The following is a 13,311-nucleotide window of genomic DNA, read 5'->3' as shown; positions in this document are numbered from 1 at the left end:
TGCCGTCGCCCTTCACGGCGGCCTTTTCCCAATCCTGCTGGTTTCCGGAAGTGTCGACCTTGTTGGCACCCGACGACTGGCCTGCGGAGCCATTCTTAGAGTCGGCGGAATCCGTCGAGGTCGTACAGGCAGCCAAACCCAGGGCCATAGAGCCGGCGGCAGCGGCGGCGATGATACGTCCGATGGGGCGCATTGGTGTTCCTTTCGTGGAGTTGGCGGGGCCATTCCCGCCCATTGTGTGTGCGGACCGACGTCGGTCCACGATGGGTGATTCTGATGTGGAAAGGGGATCAGGCGGCGTTCTCGCGAACGCGGCGGATGTTGTCGATGACGACAGCCAGCAGCAGGACGATGCCGGTGACGACGAACTGCCATTCGGCGGCAATACCCATCATAGTCAGGCCCTTCTTCAGGGTCTCCATGATGATCGCGCCCACCAGCGCGCCGGGGATCGAGGCGCGACCGCCCGAGAGGGAGGTTCCGCCGATGACCGCCGCAGCAATGACGTTGAGCTCCATGCCCACGCCTTCAGCCGGCTGGACCAGGCCGCCACGCGAGGAATACAGGACCGCGCCGATGGCCATGAACGCACCCGCGACCACGTAGATGATGATCTTCCAGAGGCGAACGTTGACGCCGGAGAGGCGGGTGGCCTCCTCGTTGGAGCCGATCGCCAGAGAGTAACGCCCCAGCAGGGTCTTGTTCATGAGGAAGGTCGCCAGGGCCGTGAGGATCACGAAGATGAGGACGGCGTTCGCCACGTGCGGGATCAATTCGCCGCGCGCGATGGCCTTGTAACCCGAGTTGGCGATCGTGATGGAGGCCTTGTTTGAAATGATGAGCGCCAGGCCCCGGGCGACCATCATCATCGCGAGCGTTGCGATGAACGGAGGCAGGCCCAGGATCGAGACGTTCAGGCCGTTGACCAGCCCGATCGCCATGCCCACCAGCAGGGTCAGGAGCAGGCCCAAACCCAGCGGCAGGTTCATCTTGTCCCCCGCCAGGAAGATGCCCGCCATGACGGCCACGAGGCTCATGCCCGTGCCCACGGACAGGTCGATGCCGGAGGTTGCGATCACGAAGGTCGCGCCCAGCGCCATGACGCCCGTGTAGGCGGACTGCAAAACGATATCCAGGTAGATGTTGGGCTTCGCAAAGCCGCTGGCTGCGATGCTGAAGAACAGCAGGATGACGAACAGGGCAACCGTGACAAGCAGCAGCTGCATGTTGTTCTTCAGGAAGGTCCTGACAGGCGACGGCGCCTCCAGTCCCTTGTTGTCGACGACGGTGCTCACGCAACTTCTCCGTTCGCTTCTTCCTGACCGACAGTGGCCAGTTCCATGATGTTTTCTTGGGTGGCTTCCTCGTTGTTGAGGGTGCCGATGATGCGGCCGTGTGCCATGACGGCGATGCGGTTGGCCAGGCGCAGGACCTCGGGCAGCTCCGAGGAGATCACGATGATGGCCTTGCCCTGTTTCGCCAGGTCCTCCAGCAGCGTATAGATCTCGTCCTTGGCGCCCACGTCAATGCCGCGCGTCGGCTCATCGAAGATCAATATGTCCGAGTTACGCTCCAGCCACTTGGCGACGACGACCTTTTGCTGATTACCGCCCGAGAGGCTGCGCAGCTCAACGTCCACGCTGGGGGTGCGGGTGCGCAGCTTCTTCACGTATTCCTGGGCGACCTGGCGCATCTTTTGCGTGGCGACGACCGTTCCCTTGGTGAAATGGTCCATGGCCGCCAAGCCCGTGTTAAAGGAGATGTCTTTATCCAGGAGCAGCCCGTACTGTTTACGGTCCTCGGACAGGTAGCCGATACCGTTCCTCACGGCGTCGGAGGCGCTCTTGATCGACACCTTCTTTCCGTGAACGTAGATGTCCCCCTCGGTGTGGGGATCCGCGCCGAAGAGGGCGCGCGCGACCTCGGTACGTCCGGCGCCGACCAGGCCCGCGAAACCGAGGATCTCGCCTTTCTTGACCTCGAAGGAAACGTCGTGGACAGCCTTGACGGTCGACAGGTGCTCAACCCGCAGGACGGCCTCGTCCGACAGGGGCGAGGTGGTGGGGCGGGCGTCGGCCGGAACCTCGCGGCCGACCATCATCTTGACGACCTCGCTCATGGGCGTCGAGGCCGTGTCCACCGTGCCGATGTACTTCCCGTCGCGCAGCACCGAAATGCGGTCGGTGAGCTCGGTGAGCTCCGGCATGCGGTGAGTGATGAAAATCAGGCCGGTCGTCGGGCTGACGAAATCGCGGACCAGCTCGAAAAGAGACTCGGTTTCGGTGGTGGTCAGCGGCGCCGTCGGTTCGTCCATGACCAGGATCTTCGAATCGAAAGACAGCGCGCGGGCGATTTCGACCATCTGCAGGCGCGCGACTGGCAGATCCCTGCAGTGCGCGGTGGGGTCGATGTCCATGTTGAGGCGCTCAAACAGTTCGCGCGCGTCGCGAATCATCCGGCTGTCGTTGATGTACATCCACTTGGACGTGTTGGGACGCCCGATGTACAGATTTTGGGCGACCGTCAAGTCGGGAACAATGTTGAGTTCCTGATGGATGATCGACAGGCCCAGGTCGCGCGCGTGCTCGGGCGACTGGATATCAACCCGCTCCCCCTGCAGCCAGATCTCGCCGCCCGGGTCGGATTTGTGGATGCCGGTGAGGACCTTCATGAGCGTGGACTTGCCCGCCCCGTTCTCACCGCAGAGACCCAAGATCTCGCCGGGGCGAAGGTCGAGGTCCACGTCGGACAGCGCCTTCACACCGGGGAACGTCTTTGAGATCCCTTTGAGCTCTAATAAGTTCGTCACTTCTCACCCCTTGGGTACCAGTAACTTCTCTGTTTCTGGAGTTTGCTCCCCCAGTTTCGTTAACGCTAACGAAAACAGTTCCGAGAGAACGCCCTCTTTGGCGTCCCTTTAAGCGTAGAGCATCACAGTCTCTGGCGCGACCCCGATCCGCCATCGCGTAATCAAATCGCAACAGAGCGCGCCCCACACTAGTCTGATAATTCGGTACTATTTCGCAGATTATCAACGATAATCCGCCCAACGCAATCCAGCCACTCCTGCTCAACAGCACACTGGTCGAGTAAGAGTTTCCCCCGCATCACATCGTGAGGCATCCCCTCCTTTTCCCACTCAGCGAGGCCACTATCCCGAATAGTTGTTGGGTAAGTTCCGTGAGCGCTCACGACGCGCCACCACGGAACACCACCGCCCCAATCGTGCATGATCCGCCCCACAACGCGCGGACTCGTACCAACCGCACGCGCGATCATCCCGTAGGTCGCCGCCCGCCCCGGCGGAATCGCCTCCACTATCCGCAGGACGGCCTCGACCAGCTCTTCCCTCATCCCGGCTCCCCTCGCCTCGTTTTACCTCGTTTGCCTCACGCCATTTTCCTCACCTTGCCCCGTTTGCCTCGCCCCCGAACAGGGGCACTCATTGGCGCGCGGACGCCTCGAGCCCTGCGCGAAAACTTCGGGGCGGTTGCACGTCGGCGCCACGCCCGCGCGCGGATCGGCGGTAAACAAAAATCCCCGAGTTTGCAAAAACTCGGGGCTGTGGCTCCTGCGACTGGATTCGAACCAGTAACCGTCCGATTAACAGTCGGATGCTCTGCCGTTGAGCTACGCAGGATTGCGACAAAAGAAGATGGTAGCAGAGCGGCCTATAGCCTGGCAACTTGGATGAGAACCCAGGCTTATGTCGCGCATCACCGGCTGAGTGCGTCGGCGTTCCACCCCCGGTATAGCCCCCAGATCGAGTTTGAAACCAAGACCACCCCCGCCTCAGGAAAACAGCCGATTCTGCGACGAATCACCACAGCAGGGGTGGCCACGGTTTCAACCGGCAAAAGCAACCACCAGCGGGGGCGACGCCGGTTTCACGCGCGAGTGCATTCCCGGCCTTACGGGGCTCATCTAAGACCCTGATCATGGCACCATGGCGAGACGGCACGCCGACGGAAACCAACACCGCCCCGGTGAGGGCGTGCCGACACACCCGTACTCCCCGAGGCTCCATTACCGCGCCGCCCGGTTGAAGGCCGCCCGGTTGAAGGCCGCCTCGGGGCCTGGCCGGGCTTCGAGAGCGAGCACTCCGAGCCGACAGGCTCGCGTGTGGCGATCGAGCGGGCGGGCAGGCCCCGCGGCGGCCAGAACCCGAGGGTATGGCCAGGGGCGGCCGGAAACCAGCGGCGCAGGACAGCAGCCCCCGGGAAGCGCTGCTCAGCTGCGCGGCGAGGGGTTATTCATTCCCATTTGGGATTGTCCGTGTCCACGCCGCTGTCGCGCGCAACGTACTCGATCGCGGTCGCGAGCCACTGGGCGAAACCCTCTTGCTGGGAGTCGTAGTGGGAGCGGAAGCCCTCATCGCAGACGTAGGCGCACGAGATCAGGTAGTGCTTCGCAGGACTCACGGGGAAGTACTCGCTCAGGGCTTCTCGGTGTGCGTCGACGAGCTCGGCCGCCCGATCACTGTCGGGAGCAACGCCGTCACGGATCGCTTCGATCAGGTCGGATTCGATCTGTTGAATCCGTTCGGCGTTGGCCCGCCAGTCTCTTTCCCTCCACGAGGCGGTGCGGCGATGCCACTCTTTCCAGTCGTCGGTATCGCCGTAGCATTCCTCTGCCCGCTCCTGATGGGCCGCAAAGTCGGCATCCCCCAGGATCGCGCCGATCTCTTCCACGGTCAGAGCGTTGTCGTTCATTGTGTCCTCCAGCAATATGTCTATGGCTTCGATCATCTTGTCCGTCTGTTGACGTTGAGCAACGAGGCTCTCTCGCTGTCGCTTGAGGTGCGACACACCCGACTCGTCGGATTCGAGGAGAGCCTTGATGTCCGTCAGCTTCATGCCAGTGGCACGGTAGATGACGATCCGCTGCACGCGGGCACAGTCCTCAGCCGAGTACAGCCGGTAGTTCGACCAGCTTCGCTCAACGGGGATCAGGAGCCCCTGGGCCTCCCAGTGGTGCAGTGTTCTAACCGTCAGCGCGAAGCGTTCAGCTACCTCGCCGACGGTGTAGAGAGTGTCGTTGTTGCTCATGACATTGATTCAAAAGCCTCACGCCGCGTCATGGTCAAATCCAATGCCTACCCGGTTGAAGGTCGCTGCGGGACTGCGGGGCGACTTGGGGTTTTGGTTGCTGGTGTTTGTGGGTGGGGGTGAAACTGTGGCCGCCCCTGCGTGGTGATTTGGTTTGGATTTTGGGGTTTTTGGCGGTGTGGGGGTGGTGTGGGTTTCATGCGGGCCTGGTTGGTTGTTGGTGTTCGTGGGCGGTGGCGGGGCCTGGCCGGGCTTCGAGATCGATCACTCCGAGCCGTCAGGCTCGCGTGTGGCGATCGAGCGGGCGGGCCACCGCCCACGGACACAAAAGAGCAGCAAGCAGGCAGCGTGGCAAGCACAAACCCCGTCCTGCAGATGCGGGACGGGGTTCGCCCACCCAGTGGGTGGAAGTCGGAACGAATCAGACCGGGACGGTCACTTAAGGGTGACCTTGCCGCCGGCCTCTTCGATCTCAGCCTTGGCCTTCTCGGCGTCTTCCTTCTTCGCGGCGGGGAAGATGGTGGAGGGCGCGGAGTCAACCAGATCCTTGGCTTCCTTCAGGCCCAGGCCGGCCAGGTTCTTGACGACCTTGACGACGGCGATCTTCTTGTCACCGGCGGACTCGAGGACGACCTCGAACTCGTCCTTCTCTTCGGCGGCGGGGGCGTCGGCGGCCGGGGCGGCAACGGCGACGGCTGCGGGGGCAGCGGCCTCAACGTCGAAGGTCTCCTCGAAGAGCTTCACGAAGTCGGAGAGCTCGATGAGGGTCATTTCCTTGAAAGCTGCGATGAGCTCGTCATTGGAGAGCTTAGCCATGAGTGGCATCCTTCCTGATTGGCCTGCACGAGTGCAGAATGTTGGGGTGTTTCACGCGGCCCGGGTGGGATCGTGAAACATGGCCTGTCTCGTCAGGCCGCTTCGCTCTGCTTGTCGCGCAGAGCATCGATGGTGCGCACTGCCTTGACGGGCAGAGCGTTGAATGCGAACGCCGCCTGACCAATCTTGGCCTTGAGGACGCCTGCGGCCTTGGCCAGCAGGACCTCGCGGGATTCCAGATCGGCAAGCTTCTTGACAGCCTCGACGCTCAGGGGAGCGCCGTCCATCGCGCCGGACTTCAGCACGAGGGCGGGGTTGTCCTTAGCAAAATCACGCAGTGTCTTGGCAGCCTCAACGGGCTCGCCGGAGACGAAAGCGATGGCCGTGGGACCCTTGAGGTCCTCAGCCAGGAAGTCGAGGCCGACCTCCTTGGCCGCCAGCCGCGCCAGCGTGTTCTTTGCCACGGCGTAGGTCGCGTTTTCGCCCAGGCCGCGACGCAGCTGCTTCAGCTGGCCGACGGTCAGGCCGCGGTACTCGGTCAGCAGGACAGCGTCGGCTGCGCGGAAACGCTCCACGAGCTCGGCGACTGCTGCCACCTTGTCGGACTTCGCCATGGTCCTCCTTCCAGTTACGTGACCGCAGGCAAGAAAAAACCCGACACGCAGGATCGTGTCGGGCATGTGCTCGAATGCCGCGGGGCGGCTCACTCACCTGCGCTGGATTTTCCTCCACTAGCGTGGACACCAACGGTCTTCGGCACGGATCAGGTTAGCAGCCGGGACATCGCCGCGCAAGCAACGGGGTACGTTTCACAGAGCGGGCCGTGGCCGGTGCGCACAGGAGCGCCATCCGGCCACGGCCTTCGCGCGTGTTGCCTCAGACGATTCGCCAGCCGGTTGCCCTGGTCCTGGCGTCCCAGAACGCCCGGTATTGCCCGTCGGCTTCCGCGTGCAGCTGCTCGTGAGTGCCGATCTGGGCGACGGTCCCGGATTCGTCGAGGACGACGATCTGGTCGGCCGCCGTGATGGTGTCCAGTTTGTGTGCGATGACGATCAGGGTCGCGTCGCGCCGCAGCGCGTCCATGGCGTCGGTGATATGGCTTTCGTTATCTGGGTCGAGGGCGCTGGTGGCCTCGTCGAAGAGGACGATGGGCGCGGCCTTGAGGAGGGCGCGAGCAATCGAGACGCGCTGGCGTTCGCCTCCGGACAGGGCTCGCCCGGCCTCGCCGACGGGAGTGTCCCACCCGAGGGGCAGGCGCGCGACGATCTCGTCGACTCCGCTGAGGCGGGCGGCTTCCCTGACGTCGACTTCGCTCGCATCGGCCCGTCCGACGCGCACGTTTGCCTCGAGGGTGTCATCGAAGAGGTAGACGTCTTGGAATACGAGGGAGAGCTGGGCCATAAGGTCGGGCGTCGACCACTCGCGCACGTCTCCTCCCCCGACGCGCACGCTGCCGGAATCGACGTCATAGAAGCGGGCGACGAGGCGAGCGATGGTCGTCTTTCCACACCCCGACGGTCCGACGATCGCGGTCATCGTGCCGGGTTCGACTTGAAAGCTCACGCCGCGCAGGACGGGGTGGTCGGCCTGGTAGGAGAAGGACACGTCCTCCAGGGCCACGGTCGCGCCGGACGTGCCGGGCGGCAGTCGGTAGCTCTCGCCTTCGTCGGGGGATGGCAGCTCGGGCGCGGAGAGAATCTCGTGGCTGAGGTTCAGGACCGGGCGCTTGATCTCGAAGGCCGAGGCGAGCATGCCGACATCGACGAGGACCTGGGTGAAGCGCAGGAGGAGGCCGATGGCGACGATCGCCTCGACGGCACCGACGCGGCCCCCCACCGCCAGCAGGGCTATCGCGCAGATGAGGGCGACAACGACCACTTGCGCTGCCATCCCATTAATGATCTGGCCGATCGTCGAACGGATGAGGCTGCGGCGGGCCGCGGCCCCGTAGGTATCTTCCGCGTGCTGGAGGGGTTCGAAGGTGGCGGAGCGCCCGCACGCCCGGAGAGCCCCCTGCTTGGTCGCGAACTCGACGATGCGGTGCGAGAGCTCCCTGGCGGGAGGTTCCTCGATGGCGGTGCCCGCGCGAAGGAAGTATCGGGAGACGTACAGGCCACCGATGATGATCGGGATGGCGGCCAGGCACGCCAGCCCGAGGAGAGGGGAGAACACGGTGATGCCGACGAGCATCGTCAGCGAGGTCAGGATGGAGGCCACGAAGGGCGAGTACATGTGCGCGAAGACCTCGCCGAGCACCATGAGTTCGCGGGACACGAGGCGCGATGTCTTGCCGGCCGTGTCGGGTCTGAAGGAGCCGAGCGGCAGGGACGCGACCTTGTCGCCGATGGCGCGATGCATGTTGGTCAGGAAGTCGAAGGCCACCGAGTAGGAAGTTATGGCGAGCAGGTACTCCACGATGAACGAGGCCACGGCGCAAAGCGCGAGGACAACGATCCACGCGCGCAGGCTGAGGCCCCACGCCGGACCCGACGAGGTGAGCGCGATCGCGGCGGGAATGAAGGCGACGAGCGAGAGCCCGCGGATGACGCCGACGATGCAGGAGAGGACGGTTGTCTGCGCGAAGCTGGCGCGCCCCTCGCGGGATAACGGCTCGCGCAGTCGGGAGAGAATGCCGAACATGTTAGCGTCCTTTCGTTGACGTACTCATGCGCTGCATGTACGGGTGGTCGGCAACCTGGTCGGGGGTGCCGCACGCGCTGATGCGGCCGCCCTCGAGGATCGCGATCTGGTCGACGCCGATGATCGAGGCTACGCGGTGAGCGATGACCAGGACGGTCTTTCCTTGGACGAGTCGCGTGAGGGCCTGCTGAATGTCGGCCTCTGCTTCGGGGTCGGTGAACGCGGTGGCCTCGTCGAGCACGAGGACGGGGGCACCGACCAGCAGTGCCCGGGCGATGGCGATTCGCTGGGCCTGCCCGCCCGAGGGGTGGGCGTCCCGTCCGACAATCGAGTCGAGGGAATTGGGCAGGGACCGAATATAGTCGTCGATCCGGGCGTCGGCGGCCGCCTCCCACACGGCGTCGTCGCTGACGTCGGCGGCTCCGAGCGCGATGTTATCCCGGATGGAGATATCCAGCAGCTGCGGGTCCTGCAGGACGAAGGAGACGTGCCGGTAGAGCACGTCCGGGGCGATGTCTCGCACGTCAACGCCGCCGATACGCACGCTCCCCCGGTCAGGGTCGGCGAAGCGCGCGACCAGCGTGGCCAGCGTGGACTTTCCCGATCCGGAGGGGCCGACGAGGGCGGTGATGCTCCCGGCGGGGACGGACAGGTTCACGTTGTCGAGGGCGAGCGTGGGTCCGTAGGAGAAGGACACCGCTTCGATGTCGATGTCGCTCCCCCGCGGCTCCTCGTTGCCGCCGGAGGGCAGCGGTGGCACCGACAGCAGGTTAACGATGCGCAGGGCGGACGCCCCGGCGATCTGGTAGGACCATGCGGTGGCGCCCAGCACCTCGATCGCGGCCGGGATGACCAGGGCGATGATCGCGCAGGTAACGACTTGGACGGGGCTGACCACGCCGGCGGCCGCGAGCGCCGTGCCGCCCGCCGTGGAGATGAGGAGGATGAGCGAGGGTGAGACCGCGGCCTGGCCCAGCGCGGACCCCTTCAGGAGGGGACCGCACCAGGCGAGGTAGAAGTGGGCGAAGTCCTGGGCGGCGTCCGTGAAGCGCCGGTGCGCGCGCCCGACCGTGCCGAAGGCTTTGACGACGCTGATGCCGGAGACGAATTCAACCATGGTGGCCGACACGCGCGTGAGGTGTCGGTCCATTTCGGCGGTCTTCTCACCCATATCTCGCATCATCCACGCGTTGATGATGCCGAAGATGGGCAGCGTGGCGATCGCCAGCAGCCCGAGCCGCCAGTCCACGATGAAGGAGTAGATCAGCAGAGAGAGCGGGGCGCTGACGGCCGCGCTGGCTTCGACGGGCGCGTGGGCGATGACGGTATGGACGTCGTGGGTGTCATCCTGGATGGCCTTGCGCACGGCGCCGGAGTTCGTGGCGGTGAACCAGGCGAGGGGCGCGGAGGCGAGGACCTTAACCATTCGACTGCGCACGATGTGCCCGAAGCGCACATCCGCGAGGTGCGTGGTGGTCAGGGCCACGAAGTAAACGCCGTAGCGCACTGTGAAGGCCCCGGTGAGCCACATGAGCAGGTCCATGACCGTGCCCTTCTCGGGGGCGACCCCCAGATGGGCGGCGCGAAGCAGCACGTCGCCGAGCTGGACGAGGATCACGTAGGGGACGACGGCGAGCGCGCCGTACACGACGCCGAGGACCCGTGCGATGGTCATGGGCAGGCGGATCGGTGCGGTGAGTTCTTTGAAGGCCCGCTGCCCCGCCCGGTGGGCCTCGCGCGAGTCGGGGGGCGCGGGGTCCGCGTGGGACGAGTCTTGTCCCGCGTCGCGCTCGTCCGCTCCGTGGTCGGTGGTGTTCATTGGCTGCCTCCTTCGCGGGCACGTCCGGCGCCCGTCGGTGTCAGTGTGATGAGTCGGTCGGCACAGGCCGAGGCGAATTCGCCGTCGTGCGTGACGACGATGACGGCGGCTCCTTCGCGGGCGATGCGTCGCAGGGTGTCGACGATGGAGTGCAGGTGCCTGGCGTCCACGCCCGAGGTGGGTTCGTCGAGGATGACGATGGGCCTGCCCGTGGCGCGGGCGGCGGCGATGACGAGGCGTTGTTTTTGCCCGCCGGACAGGCTCAGCGGGTGGCGGTCTCCCAGGTTGGCCAGGTCGAAGTCCGCCAGGAGCCGTTCCCCGTCCTCTCCATGGGCCTGCGAGGCCCCGATCGTGAGTTCCCCCGCGAGGGTGTCGGAGAAGAGCTGGCGACCGGTGTCCTGCATGACCAGCGCGCACGCGCCGCGCCGCACCCGTCGCGAAGCGGCGACCCCGTCGATGCTGATCGTGCCACCGCTCGGTTTCGCCAGCCCGCACAGCACGCGTACCAGGGTCGTTTTGCCGACACCGTTCGCTCCCGCGATGCAGGTGATACTTCCGGCCGGGAAGTCGGCGTTGAGCCCCTCAAAGACGGGGGTGCCCCCGTAGGAAAAGCTCAGATTCTCGCACGCGAGGCGGGGCGGCCCCTCCCTCGACGCGGTTTCCGCCCTCGGGGCCACCCCGGGCATGGCTGCCCGGGGTGGCCCCGGGTCGACGAGGGCGCGCAGTCCGAGGGAGTTCCGCGTTTCCTCGTCCATCGCAAAGAACTCTTCCCCGCTCCAGCGGCGCGTCACGGCCCCGCCCTCTACGAGGAGGACCTGGTCGGCCAGGCCGCGCAGGAAGTGGAGCCTGTGTTCGACGACGACGATCGTCATCCCCTGCTTCTTCAGGATTCCGAGCGCCTCTGTGACGTCGGCAATGGCGCGTCCGTCCAGGTTCGAGGTCGGCTCGTCCGCCAGCAGGATGGGTGCGCCGGAGGCGAGTGCGCAGGCGAGGGCGACCTTTTGGAGCTGCCCGCCGGAGAGGGTGGCGAGCTTGCGGCCCATCAGGTGTGTGATGCCCATGAGGGTCGCGGCGCGCTGGCCGTCCTCGCGCAGGCGGGCGGGATCGCGACCGTAGTTTTCGCCGCAAAAGGCCAGTTCCTCGGATACCGTCTCGCTAAAGAACTGGGTGCGCGGGTTTTGGAACACCGCGGAGCACAGGTATCCGACCTCGGTCAGGGGTACCTCGGCGAGGTCTCGCCCACTCACCCTCACCGTTCCGCCGATCTCGCCGGGGCTCATCTGGGGAACCAGCCCGGTCAGGGCCTTGACGAGCGTCGACTTTCCGCACCCCGACGCTCCGCACACGAGCGTGAGGGACCCCGGCCTGGCCGACAGATCCACGCCGGTCAGGGCGTCGACGCGACTGCCGGTCAGCTCGCTCACGTAGGAAAAGGATAGGGATTCGACGTCGATCACGGGAGCACCCCTCGGTAGCAGAGGATCTCAAGCGCCAAGGCGGCGCCCACGAGAGACAGGGCGAGGCCGTCCCACGCCGTGGCGCGCAACCGGGTCAGGGATGTTGGGCGCGTGGGACCGCCCAGGCCTCGGATCACGCTGGCGGCCGCCAGGTCGTCGGCGACGCGCGCGATGGAGGACAGCAGGGGAACGAGGAAGCGCTCGGCTATCACGATCGGGTGGCGGAGCACGCCGCGCAGCCCCAGGTCGACCCCGCGCATCTCCATCGCGTCGCGGATGGCAGAGGCCTCGGCGCCGACGGCGGGGATCACGCGGAAGGCAACGACGAGGGCGTCGACGAAGGGGCGCGGCAGGTGGGCGGCTCGCAGCGCAGCCTTCATCTGGCCGATCCGCGTCGTGTGGTACACGTAGAGGGCCAGGCCGAGGCCCGCGCCAAAGCGCGCGAACCAGTAGGCGATGGCGGAGAAGGTGCCGATCGTGAGCGCCACGCCCCGAGGCCAGGAAGCCGACTGCACCCAGGCGAGCAGGGCAGGGGACCCCAGGCTGATCGCGTCGAATGCAAGGCAGCTGGCGACCACACGCAGCGCGGACCTGCTGCTGACCTCCCACGCGAGCGCGGCCACGGCGAGAATCTGCACTGCGAGGAGAGTCGTGACGGGACCAGAGCGCATGACGAGCGCGTTGAATACGAGCAGAGCGAGGAGTTTCGTACGCGGATCTAGCCTGCTCAACGATTCACCGGGGGTGGCATCGGCGATCACGATCTCAGGCAACCCCGGCCTTTGCGAAGTGTTTGCGCAGCAGGAAGCGACCGATGAGGCCACCGACGCACGCAACAATTAGCGAGACGACGGCCCACACGCAGATCACGGTGGGGCTAAAGAGCGCACGCATACCGTCGGCGTAGTCTTGTCCCATCGACGTGGCGATGTCGGCGAAGTAGGCGTTGGGACTGAAGAATATGGGCGCAAGCGGAGCGATTCCCCACAGTGAGAACAGCATGTATGCCGCGATGTTGCGAGACGCCGACACATACCCTCCGCTGCGGGCGATGAGGTCGCCCAGGAAACCGAGAACGAGGGCAACCGGCAGGGTGACCCACGCATGGCCGGTGAGGACCATCAGGAAGGCGACGATGCCCCCCATGATCGTGAGGGTCCCGAACATGCGCGAGCGCACCAGCATGAGCATGACAACCGAAGCGTTGAGCAGTAAGCCCACCACACCGCCGACGAACATGAACGCCGGACCGAAGAAGCCGAGCATTCCCGAGCACCACAGGAGAACGAAGTAAACGGCGGTGAATGCGCCGATGGTGACGACTGAGCGCGCCTTGGTGACGCCCGAGCCAGCGACCTGAGACATGAGCAGCCTTTCGCGAGCATAAGGTAACTGGAATCAAGGTAAGGGTACCCTATAAGGACTACATAAAGCGTGACCTACGACCTACGATTTGCTCACGTCTCGGGCCGCTTGCGTAAAGAGCGGGTCCCCGTGCAGCAACGCCGCACGGGGACCCGAATCGCTTCGC

General features: G+C 65.3%; 11 protein-coding genes, 1 tRNA gene and 1 pseudogene. All 13 read right to left on the bottom strand.

Features of this window, described 5'->3' with window-relative positions; genetic code table 11:
* Positions 1–193, bottom strand: a pseudogene (locus BLT68_RS05315) (BMP family ABC transporter substrate-binding protein); the annotation flags it as partial.
* A gap of 97 nt (positions 194–290) precedes the next feature.
* Positions 291–1,295 carry an ABC transporter permease gene (locus BLT68_RS05310; RefSeq protein ID WP_050695208.1) on the bottom strand — a complete coding sequence of 335 codons (1,005 nt, stop codon included), beginning with the start codon at positions 1,293–1,295 and terminating at the stop codon, positions 291–293.
* On the bottom strand, positions 1,292–2,809 hold the full coding sequence (locus tag BLT68_RS05305; RefSeq protein ID WP_050695209.1) for a sugar ABC transporter ATP-binding protein: 1,518 nt from the start codon (positions 2,807–2,809) through the stop codon (positions 1,292–1,294). Before BLT68_RS05305 ends, BLT68_RS05310 begins: the two co-directional genes overlap by 4 nt.
* 188 nt (positions 2,810–2,997) lie before the next feature.
* The gene (locus tag BLT68_RS05300; RefSeq protein ID WP_074633199.1) at positions 2,998–3,354 is read right to left on the bottom strand and encodes an MGMT family protein; all 357 of its coding nucleotides are present in this window, start codon (positions 3,352–3,354) and stop codon (positions 2,998–3,000) included.
* A 211-nt stretch (positions 3,355–3,565) separates the two neighbouring features.
* A tRNA-Asn gene (locus BLT68_RS05295) sits at positions 3,566–3,640 on the bottom strand.
* 613 nt (positions 3,641–4,253) lie between these two features.
* Positions 4,254–5,048, bottom strand: a complete 795-nt coding sequence (locus BLT68_RS05290) for a MerR family transcriptional regulator (RefSeq protein WP_074633197.1) — start codon at positions 5,046–5,048, stop codon at positions 4,254–4,256.
* A gap of 435 nt (positions 5,049–5,483) precedes the next feature.
* Positions 5,484–5,864: a 50S ribosomal protein L7/L12 gene (gene rplL / locus BLT68_RS05285; RefSeq protein WP_003792291.1), complete on the bottom strand. Its 381-nt coding sequence runs from the start codon at positions 5,862–5,864 to the stop codon at positions 5,484–5,486.
* Positions 5,865–5,956: 92 nt separating this feature from the next.
* Positions 5,957–6,478, bottom strand: a complete 522-nt coding sequence (rplJ, locus tag BLT68_RS05280) for a 50S ribosomal protein L10 (RefSeq protein WP_050695212.1) — start codon at positions 6,476–6,478, stop codon at positions 5,957–5,959.
* A 262-nt stretch (positions 6,479–6,740) separates the two neighbouring features.
* Entirely contained in the window at positions 6,741–8,504 is a 1,764-nt protein-coding gene (locus tag BLT68_RS05275) for an ABC transporter ATP-binding protein (protein ID WP_074633196.1), read from the bottom strand.
* Position 8,505: 1 nt separating this feature from the next.
* A complete protein-coding gene (locus tag BLT68_RS05270) occupies positions 8,506–10,323 on the bottom strand; it encodes an ABC transporter ATP-binding protein (protein ID WP_074633194.1) in 1,818 nt (605 codons plus the stop codon).
* On the bottom strand, positions 10,320–11,780 hold the full coding sequence (locus BLT68_RS05265) for an ABC transporter ATP-binding protein (protein ID WP_074633193.1): 1,461 nt from the start codon (positions 11,778–11,780) through the stop codon (positions 10,320–10,322). The genes BLT68_RS05270 and BLT68_RS05265 overlap by 4 nt, the downstream gene beginning before the upstream one ends.
* Entirely contained in the window at positions 11,777–12,553 is a 777-nt protein-coding gene (locus BLT68_RS05260; protein ID WP_074633191.1) for an energy-coupling factor transporter transmembrane component T family protein, read from the bottom strand. Before BLT68_RS05260 ends, BLT68_RS05265 begins: the two co-directional genes overlap by 4 nt.
* Entirely contained in the window at positions 12,546–13,145 is a 600-nt protein-coding gene (locus tag BLT68_RS05255; RefSeq protein ID WP_074633190.1) for an MptD family putative ECF transporter S component, read from the bottom strand. Before BLT68_RS05255 ends, BLT68_RS05260 begins: the two co-directional genes overlap by 8 nt.
* Between the last annotated feature and the right edge of the window lie 166 nt (positions 13,146–13,311).

Origin of the sequence: Schaalia meyeri (genome assembly GCF_900105015.1) — a bacterium.
Classification (GTDB): domain Bacteria; phylum Actinomycetota; class Actinomycetes; order Actinomycetales; family Actinomycetaceae; genus Pauljensenia; species Pauljensenia meyeri.
Note: the sequence above shows the minus strand (reverse complement) of the source record. Positions and strands in the feature narration are given on the sequence as shown.

What these genes read in the sequence shown, in the direction of transcription:
- BLT68_RS05255 (WP_074633190.1), bottom strand. Translation starts at nt 13,145, where the DNA reads ATGTCTCAGGTCGCTGGCTCGGGCGTCACCAAGGCGCGCTCAGTCGTC.
- rplL (WP_003792291.1), bottom strand. Translation starts at nt 5,864, where the DNA reads ATGGCTAAGCTCTCCAATGACGAGCTCATCGCAGCTTTCAAGGAAATG.
- BLT68_RS05270 (WP_074633194.1), bottom strand. Translation starts at nt 10,323, where the DNA reads ATGAACACCACCGACCACGGAGCGGACGAGCGCGACGCGGGACAAGAC.
- BLT68_RS05275 (WP_074633196.1), bottom strand. Translation starts at nt 8,504, where the DNA reads ATGTTCGGCATTCTCTCCCGACTGCGCGAGCCGTTATCCCGCGAGGGG.
- BLT68_RS05290 (WP_074633197.1), bottom strand. Translation starts at nt 5,048, where the DNA reads ATGAGCAACAACGACACTCTCTACACCGTCGGCGAGGTAGCTGAACGC.
- BLT68_RS05300 (WP_074633199.1), bottom strand. Translation starts at nt 3,354, where the DNA reads ATGAGGGAAGAGCTGGTCGAGGCCGTCCTGCGGATAGTGGAGGCGATT.
- rplJ (WP_050695212.1), bottom strand. Translation starts at nt 6,478, where the DNA reads ATGGCGAAGTCCGACAAGGTGGCAGCAGTCGCCGAGCTCGTGGAGCGT.